Source organism: Pseudomonas brenneri (assembly GCF_007858285.1).
Taxonomy (GTDB): domain Bacteria; phylum Pseudomonadota; class Gammaproteobacteria; order Pseudomonadales; family Pseudomonadaceae; genus Aquipseudomonas; species Aquipseudomonas brenneri.
Genome location: NZ_VFIL01000003.1, coordinates 427,564 through 454,366 on the forward strand (window position 1 = coordinate 427,564; position 26,803 = coordinate 454,366).

Here is a 26,803-nt window from a genome sequence, read left to right on the forward strand (position 1 = left end):
TCACCCGAAAAAGGAATCAGGCTTCTCATGGGCGAACTGGCCAAAGAAATCCTCCCGGTCAATATCGAAGACGAGCTGAAACAGTCCTACCTCGACTACGCAATGAGCGTAATTGTCGGGCGGGCACTGCCTGATGCGCGCGATGGCTTGAAGCCCGTGCACCGGCGTGTGCTGTTCGCGATGAGCGAGCTGGGTAACGACTGGAACAAGCCGTACAAGAAATCTGCCCGTGTTGTCGGTGACGTGATCGGTAAGTATCACCCTCACGGCGACACTGCGGTGTACGACACCATCGTTCGGATGGCCCAGCCGTTTTCCCTGCGCTACCTGCTGGTAGACGGCCAGGGCAACTTCGGTTCGGTGGACGGCGATAATGCTGCGGCCATGCGATACACCGAAGTGCGCATGACCAAGCTGGCGCACGAACTGCTGGCCGACCTGCATAAAGAAACCGTGGACTGGGTACCGAACTACGACGGCACCGAAATGATCCCGGCGGTCATGCCGACCCGTATTCCCAACTTGTTGGTCAACGGCTCCAGCGGTATCGCCGTGGGCATGGCCACCAACATCCCGCCACACAACCTCGGTGAAGTCATCGACGGTTGCCTGGCCCTCATCGACAACCCCGAGCTGACTGTCGATGAGCTGATGCAATACATCCCTGGCCCGGACTTCCCGACTGCCGCGATCATCAACGGTCGCGCCGGCATCATCGAAGCCTATCGCACCGGTCGCGGGCGCATCTATATGCGCGCCCGCTCGATGATCGAAGACATCGACAAGGTCGGTGGCCGCCAGCAGATCGTCATCACCGAACTGCCTTACCAGTTGAACAAGGCGCGTCTGATCGAGAAGATCGCCGAGCTGGTTAAAGAGAAGAAACTGGAAGGCATCACCGAACTGCGCGACGAGTCCGACAAAGACGGTATGCGCGTGGTGATCGAGCTGCGTCGTGGCGAAGTGCCTGAGGTGATCCTCAACAACCTCTACGCCCAGACCCAGCTGCAAAGCGTGTTTGGTATCAACGTTGTGGCCCTGATCGACGGTCGCCCGCGCATCCTGAACCTCAAGGATCTGCTGGAAGCCTTCGTGCGTCACCGTCGCGAAGTGGTGACCCGTCGTACCGTATTCGAGCTGCGCAAGGCTCGCGAGCGTGGGCACATCCTGGAAGGCCAGGCGGTTGCGCTGTCGAACATCGACCCGGTTATCGCCCTGATCAAGGCTTCGCCGACCCCGTCGGAAGCCAAGGAAGCACTGATCAAGATGCCGTGGGAATCCAGCGCCGTTGTGGCGATGGTTGAGCGCGCCGGTGCCGATTCGTGCCGTCCGGAGACCCTGGACCCACAATACGGCCTGCGCGACGGCAAGTATTTCCTGTCGCCGGAACAGGCCCAGGCCATCCTGGAACTGCGCCTGCACCGCCTGACCGGTCTGGAGCATGAAAAGCTGCTGGCCGAGTACCAGGAGATTCTCAACCAGATCGGTGAGTTGATCCGCATCCTCAACAGCGCTGTGCGCTTGATGGAAGTGATCCGCGAAGAACTGGAAGTGATCCGCGCCGAATATGGCGACGTGCGCCGCACCGAAATCCTCGATGCCCGCCTCGACCTGACCCTGGGTGACATGATCCCGGAAGAAGAGCGCGTGGTGACCATTTCCCACGGTGGCTACGCCAAGACTCAGCCATTGGCTGCGTACCAGGCCCAGCGCCGTGGTGGTAAAGGTAAATCGGCTACCGGCGTCAAGGATGAGGACTACATCGCTCACCTGCTGGTTGCCAACAGCCACACCACGCTGCTGCTGTTCTCCAGCAAAGGCAAGGTGTACTGGCTCAAGACCTACGAAATCCCGGAAGCGTCCCGCGCCGCCCGTGGGCGTCCGCTGGTCAACCTGCTGCCGCTGGACACTGATGAATACATCACCACCATGCTGCCGGTTGAGGAATACACCGAAGGTCACTTCATCTTCATGGCAACCGCCAAAGGCACCGTGAAGAAGACCCCGCTGGAATCCTTCAGTCGTCAACGCAGCGTGGGCCTGATTGCCCTGGAGCTGGACGAAGGCGACGTGTTGATCTCCGCCGCCATCACCGATGGCGAGCGTGAAGTCATGCTGTTCTCCGACGGTGGCAAGGTGACGCGCTTCAAGGAATCCGACGTGCGTGCCATGGGCCGTACCGCCCGTGGTGTGCGTGGCATGCGTTTGCCGGAAGGGCAGAAGCTGATTTCCATGCTGATCCCGGAAGAAGGCAGCCAGATCCTCACGGCTTCGGCGCGTGGTTATGGCAAGCGTACCGCTATTGGCGAGTTCCCCGAGTACAAGCGTGGCGGCCAGGGCGTTATCGCCATGGTCAGCAATGATCGCAACGGCCGTCTGGTTGGCGCGGTCCAGGTGCTCGATGGCGAGGAAATCATGTTGATTTCCGACCAGGGCACCCTGGTGCGTACCCGGGTTGATGAAGTGTCGAGCCTGGGTCGTAACACCCAGGGCGTGACCTTGATCAAGCTGGCCAGCGACGAGACCCTGGTGGGCCTGGAGCGTGTCCAGGAACCGTCGGAAGTCGAAGGTGAGGAGCTGGAGGGTGAGGCATTCGATGGCGAGGTGATCGCAGCCGGCGATGACAACGTCGACGAGCCAACCCTCGATGCCGCCGCAGACGAAGAAGAGCCGCAGGCGTAAGCGGACAAACAAGGGGGCGGATGAAGATTCGCCCCCTTGTTATTTGTCCCTTTTGAAAGTTTGCGATACTGCGCATTCCCCTGTGGGAGAGGTCTTGCAGGGGTTATGTGTCGAACACGAATTATGTGACCAACAGATCAGAGCGAGATTGGATGTGAGCAAGAGAGCCTATAACTTCTGTGCTGGTCCCGCGGCACTTCCTGAAGCGGTCCTGCAGCGCGCGCAGGGTGAACTCCTCGACTGGCATGGCAAAGGCCTCTCCGTGATGGAAATGAGCCATCGCAGTGATGAGTTCGTGTCCATTGCCACCAAGGCCGAGCAGGATCTGCGTGACCTGCTGGACATCCCGTCGGACTACAAGGTGCTGTTCCTGCAAGGCGGCGCCAGCCAGCAGTTCGCCCAGATCCCGCTGAACCTGCTGCCGGAAGACGGCACTGCCGACTATATCGATACCGGTATCTGGGGGCAGAAGGCCATTGAAGAGGCCTCGCGCTACGGCAACATCAACGTGGCCGGCACCGCCAAGCCGTATGACTATTTCGCCATTCCAGGTCAGAACGAATGGAAGTTGTCGAAAGACGCGGCCTACGTGCACTACGTGCAGAACGAAACCATCGGTGGCCTGGAATTCGACTGGGTACCTGAAGTGGGTGATGTGCCTCTGGTGTGTGATATGTCCTCGGACATTCTCTCGCGCCCGATGGATGTGTCCCGCTACGGCATGATCTACGCCGGCGCCCAGAAGAACATCGGCCCGAGCGGCATCCTGGTCAACATCATCCGTGAAGACCTGCTCGGTCGTGCCCGCTCGGTGTGCCCGACCATGCTCAACTACAAGGTCGCGGCCGACAACGGCTCGATGTACAACACCCCGCCGGCCTTTGCCTGGTACCTCTCGGGCCTGGTGTTCGAGTGGCTCAAGGAGCAGGGCGGTGTCGCGGCCATGGGCAAGCTCAACGAAGAGAAGAAGCGCACCCTGTACGACTTCATCGACGCCAGCGGCCTGTACAGCAACCCGATCAGCCTGAGCGCCCGTTCGTGGATGAACGTGCCATTCCGCCTGGCCGACGACCGCCTGGACAAGCCATTCCTGGCGGGTGCCGACGCGCGTGGCCTGCTGAACCTCAAGGGTCATCGTTCGGTGGGTGGCATGCGTGCCTCGATCTACAACGCCGTTGATATCAATGCCATCAAGGCGCTGGTGGCTTACATGGCAGAGTTCGAAAAGGAACACGGCTAATGTCTGAGCAAGAACTCAAGGCCCTGCGCGTGCGCATTGACGCCCTGGACACCAAAGTCCTGGAGCTGATCAGTGAGCGGGCGCGCTGTGCCCAGGAAGTGGCACGGGTCAAAATGGCCTCCCTGGCTGAAGGCGAAGTGCCGGTTTTTTACCGTCCGGAGCGTGAAGCCCAGGTGCTCAAGCGCGTCATGGAGCGCAACCAGGGGCCGCTGGGCAATGAAGAAATGGCGCGGTTGTTCCGCGAGATCATGTCTTCGTGCCTGGCCCTGGAGCAGCCATTGAAAGTGGCTTACCTCGGCCCCGAGGGCACCTTCACCCAGGCGGCGGCCATGAAACATTTCGGCCACGCGGTGATCAGCAAACCCATGGCGGCCATCGACGAAGTGTTCCGCGAAGTGGCTGCGGGTGCGGTGAATTTTGGCGTGGTGCCGGTGGAAAACTCCACCGAAGGTGCGGTCAACCATACCCTCGACAGCTTCCTTGAGCACGACATGGTGATCTGTGGCGAAGTCGAGCTGCGTATTCACCACCATTTGCTGGTGGGCGAAAACACCAAGACCGACAGCATCAGCCGTATTTACTCCCATGCCCAGTCGCTGGCCCAGTGCCGCAAGTGGCTGGATGCCCATTACCCGAATGTCGAGCGCGTGGCGGTGTCCAGCAACGCCGAAGCGGCCAAGCGGGTCAAGGGTGAGTGGAATTCGGCTGCGATTGCCGGGGATATGGCGGCGGGTCTGTATGGCCTGACACGCCTGGCCGAGAAAATCGAGGATCGCCCGGACAACTCCACGCGTTTCTTGATGATCGGCAGCCAGGAAGTGCCACCGACCGGCGACGACAAAACCTCGATCATCGTCTCCATGAGCAACAAGCCCGGCGCGCTGCATGAGCTGCTGGTGCCGTTCCATGACAACGGGATTGACCTGACGCGCATTGAAACGCGTCCTTCACGCAGCGGTAAATGGACCTATGTGTTCTTTATCGACTTCGTCGGCCACCACCGTGATCCGCTGGTCAAGGGTGTGCTGGAGAAAATCAGTCAGGAAGCCGTGGCACTCAAGGTGCTGGGCTCCTACCCGAAAGCGGTTTTGTGAGGCTTTGACATGAGTGGCAACTTCCTCGCCCTGGCACAGCCGGGCGTGCAACAACTGTCGCCTTACGTTCCAGGCAAGCCTGTGGACGAGTTGGCGCGCGAGCTGAACCTGGATCCGGCAAAGATCGTCAAGCTGGCGAGCAATGAAAACCCCCTGGGTCCAAGCCCCAAGGTGCTGGCGGCGCTTCGCGAAGAGCTGGCCGAGCTGACGCGTTACCCTGATGGCAATGGTTTTGCCCTCAAGTCCCTGTTGGCCGAGAGCTGCCGGGTTGAGCTGGCTCAGGTCACCCTGGGCAACGGTTCCAACGATATTCTGGAACTGGTGGCGCGTGCCTATCTGGCGCCGGGCTTGAATGCAGTGTTCAGTGAGCATGCGTTTGCGGTCTATCCGATTGTCACCCAGGCCGTCGGTGCCGAGGCGCGGGTGATTGCCGCCAAGGACTGGGGGCATGACCTGCCGGCCATGTTGGCCGCCATCGACGCCCAGACCCGGGTGGTGTTTATCGCCAATCCGAACAACCCGACCGGCACCTGGTTTGGTGTCGAGGCGCTGGACGAGTTCCTGCAAGACGTGCCGGAACATGTGCTGGTGGTGCTGGACGAGGCCTATATCGAGTATGCCGAAGGCAGTGATCTGCCCGACGGCCTGGACTTCCTGGCGGCCTACCCGAACCTGCTGGTCTCACGCACCTTCTCCAAGGCTTATGGCCTGGCGTCGTTGCGGGTCGGTTACGGGTTATCCACAGCCATTGTCGCTGATGTGCTGAACCGGGTGCGCCAGCCGTTCAACGTCAACAGCCTGGCGCTGGCGGCGGCTTGTGCGGCGCTCAAGGATGCCGAGTACCTGGAAGAAGGGCGGCGGATCAACGAGAGCGGTATGCAGCAACTGCAGCAGGGCTTTCGTGAGCTGGGCCTGGGTTGGATTCCCTCCAAGGGCAATTTCGTTTGCGTCGACCTTGGCCAGGTGGCAGCCCCAGTGTTCCAGGGCCTGCTGCGCGAAGGCGTGATCGTGCGTCCGGTGGCCAATTACGGCATGCCGAACCACTTGCGTATCACCATTGGTTTGCCGGCTGAAAACAGCCGCTTCCTTGAGGCGTTGGCCAAGGTTCTGGCCCGTGGTTGATGTGATTGCAAAGCAACTTGCTGTGCCTGTGATCGGTCGCCTGGTGGTGGTCGGTCTGGGATTGATTGGTGGCTCCTTTGCCAAGGGCCTGCGTGAAAGCGGCTTGTGTGGCGAAGTGGTTGGCGTGGACCTGGACCCGCAATCGCGCAAACTGGCGGTTGAGCTGGGCGTGGTGGACCGCTGCGAGGCGGACCTGGCGGTTGCCTGTCAGGGAGCTGATGTCATTCAGTTGGCGGTGCCAATCCTGGCTATGGAAAAACTGCTGGCATTGTTGGCCAGCATGGACCTGGGCCAGGCGATCCTGACGGATGTCGGCAGCGCCAAGGGCAATGTGGTGCGCGCGGCACGGTTGGCGTTTGGCGGTATGCCGGCGCGTTTCGTGCCGGGGCATCCGATTGCCGGCTCCGAGCAGAGCGGGGTGGAAGCCTCCAACTCGCAGTTGTTCCGTCGGCACAAGGTGATCCTCACGCCATTGGCCGAAACCGACCCGGCGGCCTTGGCAGTCGTGGACCGCCTGTGGCGCGAACTGGGTGCGGATGTCGAGCATATGCAGGTCGAGCGCCACGACGAAGTGCTGGCGGCGACCAGTCATTTGCCGCATCTGCTGGCATTTGGCCTGGTTGATTCCTTGGCCAAACGTAACGAGAATCTGGAAATTTTCCGTTACGCAGCCGGTGGTTTCCGCGACTTTACCCGGATCGCCGGCAGTGATCCGGTGATGTGGCACGACATCTTTCTCGCCAATCGCGAGGCGGTGCTGCGGACTCTAGATACTTTTCGCAGCGACCTCGACGCCTTGCGCGACGCGGTCGATGCTGGCGACGGGCACCAGTTGCTGGGTGTCTTCACCCGTGCGCGGGTCGCACGTGAGCACTTCAGCAAAATTCTGGCGCGCCGGGCCTATGTGGATGCGGCAGTGAACGCCGATGATGTGGTCTTTGTCGCCAGTCCGGGTGGGCGTTTGAGCGGAACGGTCCGAGTGCCGGGTGACAAGTCCATTTCCCATCGATCGATCATGCTGGGGTCGCTGGCGGAGGGTGTGACTGAAGTCGAAGGTTTCCTGGAAGGGGAGGATGCCCTGGCGACCTTGCAGGCGTTCCGTGATATGGGCGTGGTGATTGAAGGCCCGCATCATGGGAAGGTGACCATCCATGGTGTCGGCTTGCATGGCTTGCAGCCTGCGCCGGGCCCTATCTATCTCGGTAATTCGGGCACTTCCATGCGCCTGTTGTCGGGATTGTTGGCGGCGCAGCGTTTTGACAGTGTCTTGATCGGCGATGCTTCGCTGTCCAAGCGGCCGATGAATCGGGTAGCCAAGCCGTTGCGGGAAATGGGGGCAGTGATCGAGACTGGCCCTGAAGGCCGACCACCACTGACCATTCGCGGCGGGCAAACCCTCAAGGGCTTGAGCTATATGCTGCCGATGGCCAGTGCCCAGGTTAAATCCAGCCTGCTGTTGGCCGGGCTGTATGCCGAAGGGCGTACGGCAGTCACCGAGCCTGCGCCAACCCGTGATCATACCGAGCGGATGTTGCGCGGCTTTGGCTGCCCGGTGGAAGTCGCAGGCGCGACGGCAGCCATTGAGTCAGGTCATGCATTGGTGGCAACGCGTATCGAAGTGCCGGGCGACATCTCTTCTTCGGCATTTTTCTTGGTGGCAGCCTCGATAGCCGAGGGTTCGGAGTTGCTGCTTGAGCATGTGGGGATCAATCCGACCCGTACCGGAGTGATCGATATCCTGCGCCTGATGGGGGCTGATATCACCCTGGAAAACCCGCGCGAAGTCGGGGGTGAGCCTGTGGCCGATCTGCGCGTGCGTGCGGCACCGCTCAAGGGTATCGAGATTCCGGAGGCGCTGGTGCCCCTGGCAATCGACGAGTTTCCCGTACTGTTTGTTGCCGCCGCCTGCGCGCAAGGGCGCACGGTATTGCGGGGTGCCGAAGAGTTGCGGGTCAAGGAGTCCGACCGGATCCAGGTCATGGCCGATGGTCTCCTGGCGCTGGGCGTGAAGTGTGTGCCGACACCTGATGGGATTATCATTGACGGTGGCAGTATGGCGGGTGGCGAGGTGCATGCACACGGTGATCATCGGATTGCCATGGCATTCAGTGTGGCTTCCTTGTGTGCCACTGGGCCGATTCGTATCCATGACTGTGCCAACGTAGCAACATCTTTTCCGAATTTTCTTACACTGTGTGCCCAAGTCGGCATTCGTGTTGCCCAAGAGGCTCAATTGTGAATATCAAAGCACCGGTGATTACCATCGACGGGCCAAGCGGTTCTGGCAAAGGCACGGTTGCGGGCCTTTTGGCCAAGCGTCTGGGGTGGTGCCTGCTGGATTCCGGGGCGCTGTATCGCCTGCTGGCTTTCGCAGCGCGCAACCATGGCGTCGACCTGACCAACGAAGAGTCGTTGGTGCTGCTGGCGGCTCACCTTGACGTGCAGTTCGTCGGGGCGACCGAAGGTCACTCGCTGCGCATTATCCTCGAAGGCGATGATGTGACCGATGACCTGCGTAACGAGCAGGTCGGCTCCTGGGCCTCCCAGGTCGCCGCATTGCCGGCTGTGCGTGATGCCTTGCTGCAACGCCAGCGGGCTTTCCAGGAGCCGCCGGGCCTGGTGGCCGATGGCCGCGACATGGGCACCGTGGTGTTTCCCGAGGCGCCGCTGAAGATTTTCCTGACGGCCAGTGCCGAGGAGCGGGCGCGCCGCCGTTACTTGCAGTTGAAGGGCAAGGTAGATGGTGTTAGTCTGTCGAGTCTGCTAGATGAGATTCGTGCACGCGATGAGCGTGACACCCAGCGTGCGGTAGCCCCGCTCAAACCGGCGGCTGACGCCATACAGCTGGATTCCACGGAATTGTCCATCGAGCAGGTGTTGGAACGCATCTTGAGTGAAATCGCTCTTCGCGATATCGCCGGATGACTCAGAGGAAGTGCAGGGGACCAGTCCTAGACCTGCGCTTCTTCTCTTATATGAACGTAACCCACACCGTCTGGGGTGTGGCAGATGGGCGTATTCTTCGCCCTTATCAACAGGAATTAAAATGAGCGAAAGCTTTGCGGAACTCTTTGAAGAAAGCCTAAAAACCCTGAACCTTCAGGCAGGCTCCATCATCACCGGTGTTATCGTTGATATCGATTACCAAGCTCGCTGGGTAACCGTTCACGCTGGTCTGAAGTCTGAAGCACTCATCCCGCTTGAGCAGTTCTACAACGACGCTGGCGACCTGACTATCAATGTCGGTGACGAAGTTCACGTTGCTCTGGACTCGGTTGAAGACGGTTTCGGTGAAACCAAGCTGTCCCGTGAAAAAGCCAAGCGCGCTGAATGCTGGATTGTTCTCGAAGCAGCCTTCGCAGCTGAAGAAGTGGTCAAGGGCGTTATCAACGGTAAGGTTAAAGGCGGCTTCACTGTCGACGTTAACGGCATCCGTGCGTTCCTGCCAGGTTCTTTGGTCGACGTTCGTCCTGTGCGCGACACCACGCACCTGGAAGGCAAAGAACTCGAATTCAAGGTCATCAAGCTCGACCAGAAGCGCAACAACGTTGTCGTTTCCCGTCGCAGCGTCCTGGAAGCAGAGAACTCCGCCGAGCGTGAAGCTCTGCTGGAATCCCTGCAGGAAGGCCAACAAGTCAAAGGTATCGTCAAGAACCTCACCGATTACGGCGCATTCGTCGATCTGGGTGGCGTCGATGGCCTGCTGCACATTACCGACATGGCTTGGAAGCGTATCAAGCATCCTTCCGAAATCGTCAATGTTGGCGACGAGATCGATGTCAAGGTTCTGAAATACGATCGCGAGCGCAACCGTGTTTCCCTGGGCCTGAAGCAACTGGGTGAAGATCCATGGGTTGCTATCAAAGCCCGTTACCCAGAAAGCACTCGCGTAACCGCGCGTGTTACCAACCTGACCGACTACGGCTGCTTCGCAGAGCTGGAAGAAGGCGTGGAAGGCCTGGTACACGTTTCCGAAATGGACTGGACCAACAAGAACATCCACCCTTCGAAAGTCGTACAAGTCGGCGACGAAGTGGAAGTTATGGTTCTGGACATCGACGAAGAGCGTCGTCGTATCTCCCTGGGCATCAAGCAGTGCAAATCTAACCCATGGGAAGATTTCTCTGGCCAGTTCAACAAGGGCGATAAAATCTCCGGCACCATCAAGTCGATCACCGATTTCGGTATCTTCATTGGTCTGGACGGCGGCATCGACGGCCTGGTTCACCTGTCCGACATCTCCTGGAACGAAGTTGGCGAAGAAGCTGTTCGTCGTTTCAAGAAGGGCGACGAGCTGGACACCGTTATCCTGTCGGTTGACCCAGAGCGCGAGCGCATCTCCCTGGGTATCAAGCAACTGGAAAGCGATCCGTTCTCCGAGTACGTTCAAGAGAACGACAAGGGTGCAATCGTTAAAGGCATCGTGAAGGAAGTTGACGCTAAAGGCGCCATCATCACTTTGGGTGACGATATCGAAGCGACTCTGAAAGCCTCCGAAATCAGCCGTGATCGCGTTGAAGACGCTCGTAACGTTCTGAAAGAAGGCCAGGAAGTAGAAGCCAAGATCATCAGCGTTGACCGCAAGAGCCGTGTAATCCAGCTCTCCATCAAGTCGAAAGACGAGATCGAAGAGAAAGAAGCAATCCAGAGCCTGCGCGATAAGCCAGCTACCTCTGACATTGCTTCGGGTCCGACCACTCTGGGCGACCTGCTGCGTGCACAAATGGAAAAACAGAACTAAGTTCTGTTAGACCATAGAAAAAGGGCGACTTCGGTCGCCCTTTTTTGTGTCTGTGATTTGGGTTTTACGGGGCGGGAGGTTGGTAGGTGTAGCGCGATCGTCCTGAGGCTGCTTGCAGGCGGCGATCTTGCTATTGAGGCACACTTCCAGTGCTTTTCTGGGGAGGGGGCTCCTGCGCTTTCCTGGGGTGAGCCTGCTCGCGTCCTTGGTCTTGTTGGGGTTGCCATAATTTGCGCAAGATAAGTCAAGCCACAGGCTGTTCAAATTCATCTGGTCATGCTAAAACCTTCGGAGCGCTTTTCCTAGCTGCTTGAAAAAGAAGGGAAAAATATGACGAAGTCGGAGTTGATCGAACGAATTGTCACCCATCAAGGGCTGCTCTCATCCAAGGATGTGGAGTTGGCCATCAAGACCATGCTTGAGCAAATGTCCCAGTGCCTGGCCACGGGCGATCGAATCGAGATTCGTGGGTTTGGCAGTTTTTCGCTGCACTACCGTGCGCCACGTGTGGGCCGCAACCCAAAAACCGGCCAGTCCGTCAGCCTCGACGGCAAATTTGTGCCCCACTTCAAACCGGGCAAGGAATTGCGCGATCGAGTGAACGAAGACGAAGAAGAAAGCGTCTGAGTTTTTTTGGGGATAGGAGAAGTTTATGCGCGGTGTAAAGCGCGTCGCCCTGGTACTGATTGTGCTAGTCGTCACCTTGGTGATCCTGGCATTCGTACTGGAAAACCAGCAAGGCGTCGCCCTGGCGTTTTTGGGATGGTCTACGCCAGAGCTGCCAGTTTCGGTGTTTGTGACATTGGCGTTGATTGTTGGGATGCTGGTGGGGCCGATCCTGGGGTTGCTAGTGCGCCGCAAGAAGCGCCTAAAGCCAGTGTTGTAGGGTTGGACTGACGGCTTAGACCGTTTGTCGACTGTATTGTAGGGTTGAGCCTTCCCTTTGGTGTCGGTTCCCTAGGCGGTTAAGCGCTTCTCTGTGTTCGGGAAATAGTGGCTTTAATAGGCTCTCTGGCCTTAATTCTTACAACTTCTTCGATGTTTGAGAATTGCCTTAAAGTTATGTCAACTCTTGCAATGTGACGGCGAGATGGCAAAATGCAACCTGTTCTCGATACCAGTCATTTTGTGTGTCCAAGGCTAGGCAGCGACGCTGGGCTTTTGGTCGACCCTTATAAATATAAAATCACCACAAGATCGTCTGCATAACGAGCCCGCAGTTTCTCCTTGAAGGCAGGTTTTTGTTGTGAGTAGTAGCTTCCGCGCGCCCCCCGTTCCCTCGTCCGGCGAGATCGACCTCGTTGCGTTGTTTAATATCGTTTGGCGGCAGAAGAAGCTCCTTGCGGCGGTGACCGCTTGTGTCGGCTTGCTGGCAGCCGCTTATGCGTTTCTAGCGACTCCGGAGTATCAGGTCAGTACTGTCCTGCGCCCGGCTGCGCTCAATGAGCTCGATGCGTTGAATCGCTCTGAGGTTTATCAGCTTCCTCCTCCGGACGCGCTGCTCAAGGTGGGTGCATCCCTTGAGTCGTACGATACTCGTCTGGCTTTTTTCAGGGCCAATCAAAATCTGTTCAAAGAGTTCGAGCGACCAGGCCGGACCTTGGAGCAGAGCTTTGAGGAGTTCAATCGCAATTCGATCAAGTTGGTTTTGCCGGACGCAAGCAAGAAAGATTCCTTGAGTGCCTTTATCAGACTTGATATGAACTACCCAAAAGGGATTGATGGAGTTTCGATCCTTAATGGCTTTGTCGATTATGCAATTGCCAATGAGCGGGAGCAAATAGCCGCAGATTTAAAGGTGATTGTAAAAAACCGCCTGAATGAGCTTGAAGGAAGGTACGACTCCGCACGCAAGAACTACGATATTGAGAAAGAAGCAAAAATTGCTTCTTTACAGGAGGCTGATGCGACTCGGCGTGCGCAATTGCAGGATGAGTTGAAAGCACTGCGCGTCCAACTGAAAACCCATCGAGGTGATCGGATGGCTCAGTTAAACGAAGCCATCGGAATCGCAAAGTCTTTGGGTATTCAAAAGCCAGCGACACCATCCTCCCTGGGCGAGTCGATGCGTTCCGGTGCTTCGAGCGTAATGCGCACCGAGATCAACAATCAGCAAATCCCGCTTTATTTTATGGGGGTAGAGGCGCTCAAGGCTGAACTGACGGCTCTGCAGCAGCGTAAAACCGATGATTTCACGGAAGGCCGCATTGCGCAGATTGCCAAGGAGCTTCAGATGTTGGCGACCAATCGCGAAATTGAAGTGCTCAACCGTCGGGAAAATGAAGACATCTTCCTTGCTGGCGTGCAGCCAATACGGGCCGAAATGACTCGTCTGAATAATTTGAATATTGATATGAGCCGATTGAAGCTCGTGACCATCGACCAGCAGGCGCTTGAACCGCTGTCGCCCGTCAAACCAAATCGCCCTTTGGTGGTACTGATTGGATTGTTTCTGGGCGCTATCCTTGCGGTGTTTATTGCCTTGGCCCGCCATGCTTTCCGCAGCTCGGACAATAAAGACGTGCAGCAGGTGAGTCTGGTGCAGGCGTCTTTACCGAATCCATCTGAAGGTGTTCAGCGCGAACTTTCCAAAAGCTGACTGTGATGGGTAAGATAAGCAGTTACTGCTGTCGGAAAATGAATATAAAACAGCCCACGTTGAGTGGGCTTTTTTATGTTTGCTCGATTATGGTCTGGCCACAGGGAATATTCGATCAAATGCAACCCTTTGAATACGCTCATGCATAAAGTGATACGTCACACTGGAAGCTTCACTCTGAGGGTGGGCGGCAACCGTGGTAAAGCCCTTGGTCAGGCTGAGTGAGCGGCGTAGTACGCAAGCACGGATCCACGGATCAAAGAAGGCGTAGGTGGCCCTGTAGAGTGTTTTCAGCTCTGTTTCGGTTGTTGCGGTAGCAAACTTCAGCGTGGGTAGGTAGGCCGCGAAAATAACATCACCGTCGTCAATGCCGGGTGCCATGTAAAAGCATGTAGCCGAAGTTCGGCCTTTCATGAGGTGTGACCACAGCGCGCAATCTGCGCCACGTACATCTGGCAGGTAGCCGGGATGTATATGAATGAACTTGAGCGAGCTGATTTCCAGCAGCTTTTTGGGAACAATACCCCCACCGGTGAACAGGATTTGTGTTTGGGGGAGGGCGGTCAATCGAGTAGAGAGGGCTTCGTCAGCCAGATTGTCAATCATCAGTGTTTCGACATCGGCGCAATACTCTTCCAGATCACCGAGAGCTAAAGCGTCGTCGAGCACGTCCTTCGAGAAAGCCAGGCTGCTTTCGATGGTGCCCCTTACCTTCTGATACAGGGCGGTTTCGGTTTTCTGCAGTGTCGCTGACCAGTGGTGGATACTGTTTTTCTGCTTGGATTGCGCGTACGCCAATTTCATCAAGCCTGGCAGGAAGCGCCCCACTGGCTTTTTGGTCGACAGATCGTTCTTGGCTACCAGATGGATAATCTTTTTGGGCTTGAGCCCCATACTTTTCAGTGTTGCCAGATAGGCGCGTGCAATCGGGCCTTCCCAGAACAGTACGGTCAGAGGGAGGGCGCCTGCTGGCATCACCTCTGGCGTAACAAGAGCTTCGGTTGGTTGGGTATTCGCGTGTTGCAGTGCCTGAAGAAACTGCTCGGCTTTTGTATTTATAAGGGAGAGCAGTTCTTCGGCCAGCACGACTTTATTGGTGCTTAGATAATCGAGCAATCTGAGTATGGCGTTCAGCCGCTTGATGGCGCTGTTGTCGTTCCCGGCAGCAGACAGGCGCTGGAAGTCCTTGAATAGCAGCAGCAAGGCCAGAGGCTGTAGTTCGGCGACTAGTAGAGTGGAGGACGCGCGTGCACCGCTCTCAAGATAACTGTCGTAGATGCAACGGGAAATTTCGATTCGTTTGGACAGAAATTCCAGGGTCTGGAGTTCTGTATCTGCCCAGTCGTGTTTGCTCGCGCACGCCGCTAGCCTGGAGGCGGTATCAAAATAGACGCCTGGCTTGGTAGCGGCGACAGAGGCTGGCAAATAGTTATCCATGTATCGTTCGAGCATCATTCAGATCACCCTGCCTTGGCTAATTTTTGATGGACAACCTGCAAAATGTTGGCGACGGTCCAATACAGAACCATCCCGGAAGGGAAAGAGTAAAACAGCAGGAAGAACCCAAGGCCCATCAAGCCGGTTGTCAGGCTCTGACGAAGTGAGGACTTGCCATCTGCAGTAGGTGTGGGGTTCAGCTTGATGCTCAGCAGGGTGGTCAGCGACATCAAAACTGGCAGCAGGTTGAAGTAAGAGCCGAACAGTGGCAAGTCGATGCCCAGCGAGAACAATTGATCAGGCTCAGCCAGTGTCTTCATCCAGAGGAATGACGCGTCGCGCAACTCGAATGTCTGGCCCAGCAGGTGATAAAGCGAGACAAAGATAGGTACTTGAATCAGTACGATCAAAAGTGGTTTTAACCCTGCCAAAGGACTTACTTTATGACTTTCGTAAAGTTGCAGGATGCGCTCACTTTGCTCGCCGCCTTTATAGTTCCTACGGATTTCCTGCAACTCCGGCTGAATTCGCGCTTGAATAGCGGCAAATTTCTTTTGCGCGGAGATCGCATTTTTGGCAATAGGGTAAACGGCCAGGCGTACCAGGAAGGCCAGTAGGATAATCGCGACTCCCCAACTGCCGACCCACTGCTGGATAAAGTGCAGTATGTGCATGATCCCCAGGCTTAGCCCGCGCATCCAATCCCACAGCCCGGAGAACAGTAGTCCTCCCAGATCAGGGTCCTGGGCGGTCAATGCTTTGTAGGCTTTGCCGCCACCGAACACACTCCACTGATAGCTTTGCTGTTGGCCGTTGGTGCTGTCGAAAAGCGGTAGGGAGATGTCGATGGAGGTTTCGAAGGCCGCGTGTTTGACATCACCTTCTGGCTCAGTTGGGGTGCTGGCAAGCCAGGGTGAGCGTCTGGCTGGATCGTTGGAAGGGGTCAGGATCAGAGCCAGATAGCGGCTTTGCAGGCCTATCCAGTTCCATTTTTCCTCCTCTTGGGAGCTATAGCCCTGTGGCATATCCTGATTGTTCAGGCGCAGGGTCATCACACCATCAGGTGTGCCATAAGCCAGCTCGGTAAACGAATAGATACTTTGGCCCATTCCCAGGCCAACCGCCGGGACTTCCCCGATGCCAGGGCCTATCACTAGGTCAAGACGATCGGCTTTGCTCAGCTCAATCTGTTTGAAGTCCAGGTCCAGGGTGAAATCGGTACGCCAGTGATGGTCAAGCAAATGCCAGGTTTTCTTGAGGCTGAATGGCAGGTCGTTGCTTTCGAGGCCAAGTACCAGGGTGTCATGATTCTGGGACAGGACTTTCCAGCCGCCGGCCAGTTGCTCCCAGTCCTTGACACTCTTGCCTGCTAACTCGCCGCGTAGCAAAAACAGCTGGCCCTTGGGGGCCGCCATATCTTGGGTATGTCCCTGGGTGCCATGAAGCTGAGGTAGCGACCAATGCCGAACGGTGCCCGACTCTAAGTTGAACTCCAAGTGTAAACTTGAATTGCTCAGGATAATGGGCGGTTGGTCAGCGGCACTTGCAATATTGATAAAAAGCAGGAATAACCAGCCGAGCCAATTACACTGATAGAGTTTCTTTGACTTTTGCATAAGAGTAACTTTTGGCAGCGTTCGGTGAAGGCAGAACTTGAGTGGGTGTCTCAACTCATAGATGAGCGAATGCATATGCCAGCCTGCGATATACATTTAGGTATGGCAGGCTGGACTCCGGGATCCGGCGGTCTTACTTTTTGTCAGTGTCGGACTCTTTCTTCATCACATCTTTGCGTAGGCCGAGCATGCGCAGGAGGCGGTGCCAGTAGAGCTTCAGCACCATGGCAATGGCTGCCAGCGCCCCCAGGATGCCCTGCAGCATGGCGCTACCGGTTCCCGGATCTAGGTAGGCAAAGGCGTTGATTGGCAGCAGTACCAGGCAGAGCAAGGCAAGCACGGAGAAATTAGATTTTTTCATGATAAAGCGCCCCATCATTGTTTAATTAAAGAAACCAAGTAATCGGCGGCTGTATCGCCGCTTCGACCGCTGTTATAGATCCAACGCTGACGCGTCTGGTGCAGCGTTGTTTGCCACTTATGCGAGTCAGTTGCCATTGTTTGCGCAATTTCACCTAACTTCGCCAATTCATCCGTTGATACAACAACACCAACCTGGTCGCGTATCTGTACCTCAATAGGTTCAAGACCGACTGCGGTATATTCGGGGTTCAGCACTTTGCGGGGAACATCGGCAAAGATGACCGGTCGCTCCAACCCGAATGCGAACTCCAATGCCGCACCGGACCAATCGCTGAGCATGATATCCGAATCACGTAGTGACGTGGTGCCATCACTGTCTTCGTCCATCTGAAATCGCGGCTCGTCGCGAAAATAGGTACAGATTTCGTCAAGGGTCCGCGGAGCCAATTTTCGTGTGCGTGGGTGCGGACGCAGGATGACTCGTAGGCCTGCTTCGATAAGAGGTTGGATTGCATCGATCCCGTGCCGCTCGATCAGGCCATTTTCGCCCCAGGTTGGAGCCACAAGGATCTGTGCAGGGATATCACTGCGCGCAGGTGGGCCTTGAAGACCACTCTCCATAATAGTGTCCAGTCGCCCGTATCCATGCTCGACCAGCGTCTTGGCAGGTAGGCCAAGTGCCTGTTCCCGGGCTCTGGTCTCGGCGATGTGGTGCGGGCCTACACATAAGATGGAGTCGAAATGGTCGAATGCTGCCGCACGGTAGATCATGTGGGTGCTGACGATCGAGTGGTGCAGATAGGTGTAGTGGACGGAAAAAGGTGAGCGCTTGATGTGGAAGCTCTGCAGGTCCGGCATGGTCATCAGCAGAACATCGGCATCCAGTGAGGCGAAGAACAGCGTGCGCACGCTGTTTTCGCCAATGTAGAAGGAGCGCATGCCTGCGGGTGGATTCTGCAGTAGCGGGTCGTTCTCGGCTGACGTCACGTAAAGCACTGGCGCTGCGTGACGGTTTTGCAGTGCGGTAAAGACAGGCTCAAAGTATGACCAGTAGCCTCGGCCCTCCGAGTAAAACACGATCTGACGCTCACTACGGGGCACGCGCTTGAACGCTTGCATGCCCTGCCATTCCCTCAGCATCTTGCGTAGTCCGGCAAACATGCTCAATCCTCAAGTCGGATGAAGGTATCCAACTGACCGCGTTTAAACATCTCGTGGTACTGGTTGAGGTCGTCCACGGTGTCGACTTCAAGCCAGCCGTTGTCCGTAAAGGCGGCGCGTGCGGTCCACCCGGTGTCTATAAGGTGTTGTAGATACGTGGTCATATACATGTTGTCGAAGTCTTTGCCATCGCGCTGGATCGTACGATCCAGGTTATGCCAGGCATCACGAAATGCCTTTACTTGGTCGCCCCGGACTTTGATCAGCCCCATGTATTGGCCTTGGACTTCGCTATAGTCCTTGGGCTTTTTTCCCAGTTCGGTAATGCAATTGTCATCATCGAGCTTTAATGTTTCTGCGTCGGATAAAGGATTGTCCATACGGATAGCCCAAAATCTGCGCCACTCTCGATCAATCGAAATGGCCAGCGGCGCTTCAGTACCTAGCAGGCTTTCAAGCACCGACGGTGTGTAGATGATGTCGCCATAGGCAATCAGCAGATCCTCGCCCTCGACCATCCACTCTTCTGCGCAAAACAGCGTGGAGACCATGTTGGTTTCGGCAAAGCGGGGGTTATGCAGCACCTCGACACCTTGACCTTCGAGGCAATCGGCGCGATATCCACCTACCAGTGCAATGTCCGTCAGGCCGGCAGCTCGCAGTACATCCAACTGGCGGTGCAGTAGGGCGCGTCCGTTCAATTCGACCAGGCACTTTGGCCGGTCATCAGTGAAGGGGCGTAGGCGTGTGCCTTGGCCTGCAGCCAGAATAATTACGCGCATGGTGTGTCCTTACCGAAGAAAAACTGACGAATGAGCTTGGCGTCATAAAGGGTGTTGCTGGATGGGCGCTCGGGGTGCCACATGATGGCCATCCAGGGTAAATGGGTGTGAACAAAAGCTTCGATTGTGCCGTCGTCGGCCCAGACTTGGGCAAGCAAGTTATCTGCCAAGTCCGCAGGGTTAACTCCCCAGTTGTGGAAGCTATTAACATTGCTGTAGGCGAGAAACTGCTCCTGCGTCTCGGACCGGCTATGAACGGCATGCACGCAACTTACATGGCCCGTAACGGGTGCAAGCGTGCCGCCCAAGAAGTGGTTGAGCGCTTGCATGCCGCGGCAAACACCCATCACTGGCAGGTTCAGCTCCCTTGCTTTGGTCAGCAACGAGCGTTCGGTGAAGTCGCGCTCTGGTGAAATGTTGGTGGCATTGGATAGGTGGCAGAGGTCATTGCCGCCACTCAATATCAGTCCAGCAACTGCTTGGCGCTCCAGCCAGGAGGCGGGAGATTTCAGGCCGTTGGGGATGGGCAGCAGATCAATACCCAGCTCCTCCATTAAAGAGGTCCAGCGCTGATCAAGGCAGTCCCGGCGCTCTTCATAGCCGGGTACTTGCTCGACCCGTTGTGTAATTGCAATACGCATTAACGAATCACCCGAATCATCCGGTTGCTGGCGTCCAGTTCCAGGGTGTGAGCCGAAGCTAGTGCACGGTATTCGGTTTCCCCTACGCCCAGTGCTGCCGGCAGGCCGAACTCTGCAGCCCGGATGGCCATGTGGGAGTTGGCTCCACCGTACATAGTGATCAGGCCGGCAATCTGGCGGCCAAACAGCCAGTCGTAACCAGGATCGGCCTGGGGAATCAGGGCGATTTTTCCGGCAAGGTTCTGCTCGCCTTTGCTCTGGCTCAAATCCACGCAAGCCCCGCGTACTCTGCCGGTGCCGACAAAGTTGGGTTGAGTGGCGGGATAGAGGAATACATTGAAGTCTTCTTCTGTACACAGCAGAGGAGGCAGTTCGATGACTTGGATCTGTTCATGCGTGCTCTTGCCCTGTTGTGCTTTAAGCAACAGTTTCTTGCCTGTTTCTTCTATGTCCAGTGTTTCGGTTCGTAACGCCAACAGTGTCTGGATATCGATGTAAGCCAGATCCTCTCGTGAAACACCCAGCGGTTCGGCCCATTCCACCAGGATATCCAGTGCAAGGGAAAGGTTGCGGGTAAAGGCGAACTTCCCATACTCCCGACCTTCAATGGCTTGCCGCAAAAAGAGCTCCAGTTCGTCGACTTCACAAACGATGCCTTGCTCGGCCAATGCACCGGTAAAGCGCTCGCGGGCTTGATGCCAAAGTGCGCCATTGGCCATAAGTGGCGCAGGTAAAGCCTTTGCACTTTCAACTATTGGCTTGAGGTAGCGATCGGGATCTGCGCGGTAGCTTAATGAGTTGATGTCGTAGGTTCCGGGGCGCAGGTGTCCATACTTGTGGACAAAAACATCCCAGGACATTTCATTGCGTGCGCAGTCATGGGCGTCATGGGTCAGCATATGGCTGACCGTGCGGATGGAGCCCAGGAAGTCTTCCATCTCGGCCTCTGTCAAAGCCCCCGTGCTCACGGCGGAGCGTAGGAGGGTGACGGCCACAAAGGCACTGCGTGCCAAATGCGCAAATGGCAGTGCGCCATAGCGTCGGCAATCGAGCAGGAGCGTCCACACTTTTTCCAGTGGGGCCATGGGGGTGGCGGCTAGTTGCTCGAAACGTCGTTCCAGTTCCTCAATCACTGCCAGGTCATTGCTATTACGCTTGATCGCGTTTGCGCTGATCTCGCGCAGCGCGGCGCGCAGTTGCTCGACTTCCTGTGACGAAAAGCCACCTTCCTGGGTCAGCCGCTCATGCCAGCGTTCGAAGTCCAGGGCGAAGCAGGTCGGCACAACGTCAAACTCGACTTTATCGTGCAGGTGCGGATTGCGCTCCAACCATGCCAGATAGAATTCAACCAGGCGGCCAGCCAAGGCCTCATCGATTGACTTGGGCACGAACGAGTTAAAGCTGGCGCGGATATCCACATAGGGGTGACCGGCAAAGCTGGTCAGCAGGGGCTGGGGCCGTACGTCCCGATATCCGTATTCAGCGCGCTGGGTCGCCCATGTTTCGTCCATGATCAAATGGCGATAGAGGCTGACAGATAGCGGAGTGGGTTTGGTACCGATGATCTCTGCCGGATTCCAGTCGGGCATGATGCCGAAGAGGGCGCGCTGACCTGCAATAAATGGGGCCGGTTGTTGCAGCTTCTTGAACAGGTCGCGAGCGCTGTCCAGGCGCGCCATGATGTCCTCGTCACTACCGTCCCACTTGGAGTGGTCGACTGCGATGGGGCGTACCTGAAGGATATGCAAGCCACCATTGGCGGTGATGGCGAACTCGACGTCCAGCGAGTCATAGCCGAGCAGTGATTCAATCTCGCGTAGGGCTGGCAGCAAACCCTGCAATCGATCCGGAATGTTCGCACTTTGAATGCTGGCATTACGGCGGATCATCAGGGTTTTGTGATCCTGGCTGGTACCGCTGGTGATCGACTCGGTGCTACCGCTGATGTCGTCGTAATTGACGATGTAGTAGGGCGCGCCACTGCTCAGGCTGCGGGTAAACACCACGCCGCTGGCGAGGACCTTCTCCAGCATCGGCTGCACCAGGACCTGATTCTCAGGGTTGGTGTCGCTGTAGGAGTTGATGACGTGTTCGATTGACTCGCGCAGATGGTTGGCATTGTCGCCATCAATATTGAGCAGGCTGATGTAGGCGCCGGCATTGGAGTTGACGAAACCATCCTCGGACAACGCGCTACTGCGGATGACCAACCGCTGATCAGGGAAGCTTTGTTGGATGGTGCCAATCAGTGAATCAGGGATTTCTCGCCACTGGGCGACGGTAAAGCTCACCTGGTCTTCGATTCGACTTAGCCGGACCATGCGGCGTAAGCGCCTGAGTGTCTGTGCTTTGGTCCCTAAAACAAAGTGTGCGAGATCCTGGGGCTCATTCAATTCGGCCCAGTCGCCTTGCACGTCTACGGCTTGTACGTTCATGCCTTGGCAGCGCAGTGCCTCTACCAGATCGGAGAGGTGGCCTTTTTGGAAGCGCTGCTGCAGATCGGTCCTGAACTCTTGCAGGTATTGGATGGCGCGGGGGCCAAAGTGTACGCAGCCAACAAATTCGGCTGAAGCGAGACTGGATGGGATATCCGGCCCCAGACGCGTAACCGAATCGCCGTAGAGGCAAACCTTCTCACAACGCTGCAAGTCAGAGCGCGTACGACCGGCGTAGCGAGTGCGCCAATGGCTATCCACGGCAACACTGACGTCAGCTTGCGATTCAGCCATGGCATCGACCAGGCTGCGCCGAAAAAGGATATCGGAGTAAGAGGCCAGGCTTCTGTTCTTGTCGGTAAGGTCGACCTGCAAGAACGAATAGGCCGATTGCGTCACCTGCCAGTCAGCGTTGATGTAATAGTTGAAATCGGGGTAGCGCCGCTTGATCGAGTCGATCTTGTAGCCGCCGACGAAGTGAACGTCGGACATGCGCGATGTCGTGGCGTGCAGCAGCCAGTCGATGACGCGCGTATGACCAGAGGCACTGCGCAGGGCGGCGTGCTCATCGCCCTGAAAGGGCTTACCTGCCCCGAGAAAAATTACTGCTGACTGCATGGTGGTCTTCTCGTTAATCCGTGGATCGGTGTAGCGGGTGAATCGTAAAGCGAGCAAATATGCTGCCAGGATTTACCAGTCTTTGGCTCCGGGGGTCCAGAAGCCGAACGCATAGGTTTTACGAGTGGGATCGACTAGTTGCGCTTCGAGTCTTTGCGCAATCGAAGTAGAGGCTCCGGCACCGTGTGAAAGCAATTTGTAGTCCGTTCCGTTGGAGTAATAGATGTATTGAGGGGTCTTCTCTTCGCTGAGGCTAGGGTCTCGAGGCAGCGTTTTGAGAAATTTTGGCGTAAGCCCTGGGATCCAGTTCTTATCCGAGCTTCCCCAAATGCTATAGAGGCCGTTAAAACCCTGGCTTAGTGGGTAGCTACCTTTGTCATTATGATACTTTTCTAAGGCAGCTTTCAGGTTCTCGAGATCTTGCTTGCGCTGCAAGTATCTAGCCATCTCAGACTCTTTGAAGTTTATTTTTCCTGTGCTTTTTAGGGCTTCCAGAAAATTATTTTTTCTAGGGACTTCGATTGTCATTTGAGTGTCGAAATCAAAAGAGGATATTGGGTCCTTTACAATGTCCATGTATAGAAAAGGACTTTCTTGTTCGTTTGGCGTGCCCAATAAGTCTAAGCCTTCAAATACATTGCATTTCAAGTTTTCGGGTGAGTGAAGGCACAGTGTCTTGGCTAGATCGCTCAAGCTCGTCAAGTTACTGTTGTAAGTTATCGAGGTGTTCTCGTTTTCACGTGCTTTGATCATCATTAGAGGGCGATATCGATTGTAGCCCCACAGTGAGTTGCCGTTGAAGGTGATGCCATCAGGGTCTGAGTCAAAGTAGTTTGCAGGGGCCCCGTGATCGCTTTTAACGACAAGCATAGTTTTGTCATAAATATTCAGGTCTTTGAGCTTTGTAAGAAGGTCTGCGGTCTGTTGTAGTGCGCAATGAGTTTCTTTTTTCAGGCCTTCATAGTTTTGGTTGGCTGAAAACCACTCTGTACTGTCGCTTCTATATATGCACTTCTCATCAAAATCGACTGGGAAGTGCGTATGTAGGAGGTGCATATATCGGACGGATCGTGTGGAGCTAGTTGCGTGTAAATTTTGCGTGAGGGCGACGAACTCGCCGCTCTGGAGAGTGTTTAGCGCGTCCCAGGCTTCTCCTCGGTGGTGGGCAATTCGCTCTGCCTTAGAGTCGTATAGGTACTCCTGTTGGAATGCTTGGAGTTTTTTACCTATGAATTGGGTAAGTGCAGGCGTGCCAATGCGCGCAGCTATATGTGGATAAAAGCTGAGCGCAATTGAGGAGCGCTCACTCAAACTGCTTGTTGTGAGTGTTCCGGGGATAATGATATCTGAGGGTGTTTCATTAAATACGCTGTACACTCCATAGGTCATGACGTCCGAAGATGCCACCTGTTCGCGTTTTATTGAGTTTAGAGTGTTAGCTAGCTTTGGCTTTAATTTGCTTGATGTGGTAGCTAGTTCTCTGAATTTTATATTTCCATAAACTTCAGAGCGTAGTGACGCAAGGGTGGCAGGCGCTAGCGATACAGCATTGTCATAAAAAATGAAGTCTTTGAATATTTCTTTTAGCTCCGGAGTTTCTTCAATCACTTCTTTTGCGACATTGCTCGCGAGGCCGTCAAGGCTCAAGATGATGACGTTGTCGTTGCTGGATAATCCGGAAAAGCGACTCATGGAGGAGCCGGTTTCATATAAAGTGTATGCTGCTGAGCCTAAAGAAGTCGATATTAGGATGACTACGAAAGCCAGTGTGGCGGACTTTAGTTTAGTATAGGTGAGTAGTGTCAATGCAAGTGAGAGGCTTGCCACTAATATCAGATTTTGATAGTTGGTTGGCAGGTTTTCAGGAGATGTCATACCTGCTTTACCAGCTAGAGGTAGCAGAAGCCCGGCGAGTGATACCCAGAATATTAAGAAATAAAGTAAGCCATTAGCAAACCAGCTCAATCGAAAAAAAGTCAGTAAAAGGTGGATTGCAAAAAATAAAAGTCCGAATATTACCGTCATCATAAGTGAGAAAACAAAGAAGCCACTTATGCTGAAGTTGATATCGCCCAGTGATAAATATAATGAATAGAGTGGTATCCAAAGGAATAAAGTGGATGCGGAAAAAATACTAAGGGTTAAGCGGTTTAGATAAGCTGGCATGCAGTTTCCAGGTCCCTACGGAAATTAATAGTTCGTGCTTTTTGTAGCTAGGATCAGCACTTTATAGGAAATGGCCTACGGATTCACCCATTTTGAACTGATTTGTCTTTTTGTTGTCATCTCGAGCATCCTGCCTACTGCGCATGGTGTCGGTGCAGGTTGGGAAATGAAAACATACATACGGGCCTCGCTAGGGTTGCCTGGGGCAACGTCAGAACAGATGTATCTGGCCCGTGGGTATTCCGTTCACTGGTACAGGTCTTGGTAGCGGAGATCAAAGGTTACTGAAAATCTCCAATAGCCGTATAATCGACCAGTTAAACCTTGTGGTGTCGAGTAGAGGCACGGTGCCACGCATGCTTAGGCTGAGCATGCGTAAGCGCGTTGGATATCAAAGGGCTACGAAGGCTGGTCTAGGCATGGAGGATTCTTCGGTGAAATACACATGGATCTGAGGCACAGTGACGGCTCGGCTGTTATCAGCGTCTCCCCGATGTCTGCCTGGTATCTGGTGCAATGCAAACCAAGGCAGGATGGGCGTGCCGAGGAGCATCTCACTCGTCAGGGCTATAGCTGTTGTCGCCCCATGTGCGATCGAGAAAAGATCGTACGTGGTCGCCGCCAGGTTCTATCTGAGTCTCTGTTTCCTGGTTATCTGTTCATACAAATAACGGATGATGCAGGCTGGTCTCCCTTGCGCTCTACTCGCGGCGTGAGCCATGTGGTGAAGTTCGGTGGAAAGCCGCTTGCAGTCAATGACGGGCTCGTGAGCCAGTTCCAAAGCCGCGATGGTGTGTTGTCGATAGCCTTTCAGGCAGGCGACAAGGTTCGGATCCTGGATGACGGTTTTGCTGGTGTCGAGGCCATTTTCAAGGCCGCAACCGGTGATGAGCGTGTTGTGCTGCTTATAAAGCTACTTAATCGTGCACAGGAACTGACGCTGCCACTCAAAAGCGTCGCTTCATACTGAGGTCGAAGAGGGATGTTGATATCGTAGGCTGTGCGTCCTCAAGGCTATGACGATAAATCTTGGGGCGGTAGCGTGTCTGGTTCATGTACTCTTTTCTGTCTTTTAATCAAACTTTTCAAGAACGAACTGCAATCACCATGTCAACCGTAACCCTGTCTAATGAAAAGACATTTATCTGTGAGCCGGGCGTAACGCTCCTGGACAGTGCGAAAAAGCATGGTGTAGTGCTGGAGTACAGCTGCCGTTCGGGACGCTGCGGCGTCTGTCGGTCCCACGCTGTTGGGGAGACCCAGGTCATTCATCATGATGAGTCTGTGCTGACCCCGGAAGAGCTGGCGGCCGGCTTTATCCTGACATGCTGCCGGACCGCCGTTGCCGATGTGCGACTAGATATTGAAGATCTCAGCCTGTTCGCGGACATCCAGAGCAAGACACTGCCTTGTCGAGTCGACGGGGTCAGGCGGCTCGCAGGTGATGTGGTAGAGGTCGTTCTCAGGCTACCGCCGAACAATCCGCTCAGGTACCTTCCCGGTCAGTACGTTGATGTCATCGGCAAAAATGGTGTGAGAAGAAGCTACTCCGTGGCCAACGCTCCTCGTTCGGACGGAAAGCTGGAGTTGCAGATCCGGCAAGTCGCCGATGGTGTGATGAGCCAGTACTGGTTTGAAGAAATCGCTACGAATGACTTGCTTCGTCTGGAAGGGCCTCAAGGTACGTTTGCACTTCGCAACACATCGCCAACCAACCTGGTATTCCTGGCTACTGGGACGGGTATTGCACCGGTGAAGGCCATTCTTGAGCAGTTGATTGCGGATCCGGCGCAGGTAGTGGGCAAAAGCATACGCATCTACTGGGGGGGGCGTCGTGAGGCTGATCTCTATTGGCAGCCGGAGCTGGGCTCACTTCCGGCCACATTTATCCCGGTGCTGTCGCGTCCAGGCGACGGCTGGAGTGGGCGGATCGGTTATGTGCAGGATATTGTCGAGAATGATGCTGTCGAACTTGCAGACGCAGTTGTTTATGCTTGTGGCTCCGAGAGCATGATTCATAGCGCCAAAGAGAAACTCCTGGCCCTTGGCCTACCACACAAGAATTTCTACTCCGACGCTTTTGTAAGCTCGAATTAATTAAGGATA

20 protein-coding genes are annotated in these 26,803 nt (G+C 55.5%); 12 read left to right on the forward strand and 8 right to left on the reverse strand.

The features are described from left to right. The first annotated feature begins 27 nt into the window (after positions 1 to 27). The 10 genes from gyrA (at position 28) to FJD34_RS08635 (ending at position 13,478) form a co-directional block, all read left to right on the forward strand. Positions 28 to 2,682, forward strand: a complete 2,655-nt coding sequence (gyrA, locus tag FJD34_RS08590; RefSeq protein ID WP_032863156.1) for a DNA gyrase subunit A — start codon at positions 28 to 30, stop codon at positions 2,680 to 2,682. 154 nt (positions 2,683 to 2,836) lie between these two features. Continuing rightward, complete coding sequence (serC, locus tag FJD34_RS08595; protein ID WP_032863438.1) at positions 2,837 to 3,922, forward strand: 3-phosphoserine/phosphohydroxythreonine transaminase; 1,086 nt, start codon at positions 2,837 to 2,839, stop codon at positions 3,920 to 3,922. Beyond that, positions 3,922 to 5,016 carry a prephenate dehydratase gene (gene pheA / locus FJD34_RS08600; protein WP_029298704.1) on the forward strand — a complete coding sequence of 365 codons (1,095 nt, stop codon included), beginning with the start codon at positions 3,922 to 3,924 and terminating at the stop codon, positions 5,014 to 5,016. The genes serC and pheA overlap by 1 nt, the downstream gene beginning before the upstream one ends. A 9-nt stretch (positions 5,017 to 5,025) precedes the next feature. Further along, positions 5,026 to 6,138: a histidinol-phosphate transaminase gene (hisC, locus tag FJD34_RS08605; RefSeq protein ID WP_090291604.1), complete on the forward strand. Its 1,113-nt coding sequence runs from the start codon at positions 5,026 to 5,028 to the stop codon at positions 6,136 to 6,138. Between the two features lie 28 nt (positions 6,139 to 6,166). Continuing rightward, on the forward strand, positions 6,167 to 8,377 hold the full coding sequence (locus FJD34_RS08610) for a bifunctional prephenate dehydrogenase/3-phosphoshikimate 1-carboxyvinyltransferase (protein WP_229689202.1): 2,211 nt from the start codon (positions 6,167 to 6,169) through the stop codon (positions 8,375 to 8,377). After that, entirely contained in the window at positions 8,374 to 9,063 is a 690-nt protein-coding gene (gene cmk / locus FJD34_RS08615) for a (d)CMP kinase (RefSeq protein ID WP_032863151.1), read from the forward strand. Before FJD34_RS08610 ends, cmk begins: the two co-directional genes overlap by 4 nt. 121 nt (positions 9,064 to 9,184) lie before the next feature. Continuing rightward, positions 9,185 to 10,879: a 30S ribosomal protein S1 gene (gene rpsA / locus FJD34_RS08620; RefSeq protein ID WP_029298694.1), complete on the forward strand. Its 1,695-nt coding sequence runs from the start codon at positions 9,185 to 9,187 to the stop codon at positions 10,877 to 10,879. A gap of 330 nt (positions 10,880 to 11,209) precedes the next feature. Beyond that, positions 11,210 to 11,506 carry an integration host factor subunit beta gene (ihfB, locus tag FJD34_RS08625; RefSeq protein WP_008437689.1) on the forward strand — a complete coding sequence of 99 codons (297 nt, stop codon included), beginning with the start codon at positions 11,210 to 11,212 and terminating at the stop codon, positions 11,504 to 11,506. 25 nt (positions 11,507 to 11,531) lie between these two features. Continuing rightward, a complete protein-coding gene (locus FJD34_RS08630) occupies positions 11,532 to 11,765 on the forward strand; it encodes a lipopolysaccharide assembly protein LapA domain-containing protein (protein ID WP_065942625.1) in 234 nt (77 codons plus the stop codon). Between the two features lie 360 nt (positions 11,766 to 12,125). Further along, on the forward strand, positions 12,126 to 13,478 hold the full coding sequence (locus FJD34_RS08635; protein WP_090291600.1) for a Wzz/FepE/Etk N-terminal domain-containing protein: 1,353 nt from the start codon (positions 12,126 to 12,128) through the stop codon (positions 13,476 to 13,478). 87 nt (positions 13,479 to 13,565) lie between these two features. Here FJD34_RS08635 and FJD34_RS08640 read toward each other — a convergent pair whose 3' ends face one another. The 8 genes from FJD34_RS08640 to FJD34_RS08675 form a co-directional block, all read right to left on the reverse strand. Continuing rightward, a complete protein-coding gene (locus FJD34_RS08640) occupies positions 13,566 to 14,933 on the reverse strand; it encodes a formyltransferase family protein (protein WP_090291598.1) in 1,368 nt (455 codons plus the stop codon). A gap of 5 nt (positions 14,934 to 14,938) precedes the next feature. Further along, positions 14,939 to 16,531 carry a membrane protein insertase YidC gene (yidC, locus tag FJD34_RS08645; protein WP_157695989.1) on the reverse strand — a complete coding sequence of 531 codons (1,593 nt, stop codon included), beginning with the start codon at positions 16,529 to 16,531 and terminating at the stop codon, positions 14,939 to 14,941. Between the two features lie 133 nt (positions 16,532 to 16,664). Beyond that, positions 16,665 to 16,892 carry a hypothetical protein gene (locus tag FJD34_RS08650; RefSeq protein WP_090291594.1) on the reverse strand — a complete coding sequence of 76 codons (228 nt, stop codon included), beginning with the start codon at positions 16,890 to 16,892 and terminating at the stop codon, positions 16,665 to 16,667. Between the two features lie 14 nt (positions 16,893 to 16,906). After that, positions 16,907 to 18,055: a CDP-glycerol glycerophosphotransferase family protein gene (locus FJD34_RS08655; RefSeq protein WP_090291590.1), complete on the reverse strand. Its 1,149-nt coding sequence runs from the start codon at positions 18,053 to 18,055 to the stop codon at positions 16,907 to 16,909. 2 nt (positions 18,056 to 18,057) lie between these two features. Continuing rightward, a complete protein-coding gene (locus FJD34_RS08660) occupies positions 18,058 to 18,837 on the reverse strand; it encodes a phosphocholine cytidylyltransferase family protein (RefSeq protein ID WP_090291588.1) in 780 nt (259 codons plus the stop codon). Then, positions 18,828 to 19,478, reverse strand: coding sequence for a gamma-glutamyl-gamma-aminobutyrate hydrolase family protein (locus tag FJD34_RS08665; protein ID WP_090291586.1), 651 nt, complete (start codon positions 19,476 to 19,478; stop codon positions 18,828 to 18,830). Before FJD34_RS08665 ends, FJD34_RS08660 begins: the two co-directional genes overlap by 10 nt. Further along, positions 19,478 to 22,531, reverse strand: coding sequence for a PEP-utilizing enzyme (locus FJD34_RS08670; RefSeq protein ID WP_090291584.1), 3,054 nt, complete (start codon positions 22,529 to 22,531; stop codon positions 19,478 to 19,480). Before FJD34_RS08670 ends, FJD34_RS08665 begins: the two co-directional genes overlap by 1 nt. Before the next feature lie 72 nt (positions 22,532 to 22,603). Then, positions 22,604 to 24,697, reverse strand: a complete 2,094-nt coding sequence (locus FJD34_RS08675) for a sulfatase-like hydrolase/transferase (protein WP_090291582.1) — start codon at positions 24,695 to 24,697, stop codon at positions 22,604 to 22,606. 445 nt (positions 24,698 to 25,142) lie between these two features. Here FJD34_RS08675 and rfaH point away from each other — a divergent pair, with 445 nt between their 5' ends. Together rfaH and FJD34_RS08685 are read left to right on the forward strand one after the other, a co-directional pair. Continuing rightward, on the forward strand, positions 25,143 to 25,667 hold the full coding sequence (rfaH, locus tag FJD34_RS08680) for a transcription/translation regulatory transformer protein RfaH (protein ID WP_223232709.1): 525 nt from the start codon (positions 25,143 to 25,145) through the stop codon (positions 25,665 to 25,667). Positions 25,668 to 25,750: 83 nt separating this feature from the next. Beyond that, complete coding sequence (locus tag FJD34_RS08685; RefSeq protein ID WP_223232708.1) at positions 25,751 to 26,794, forward strand: FAD-binding oxidoreductase; 1,044 nt, start codon at positions 25,751 to 25,753, stop codon at positions 26,792 to 26,794. Positions 26,795 to 26,803: the final 9 nt, after the last annotated feature.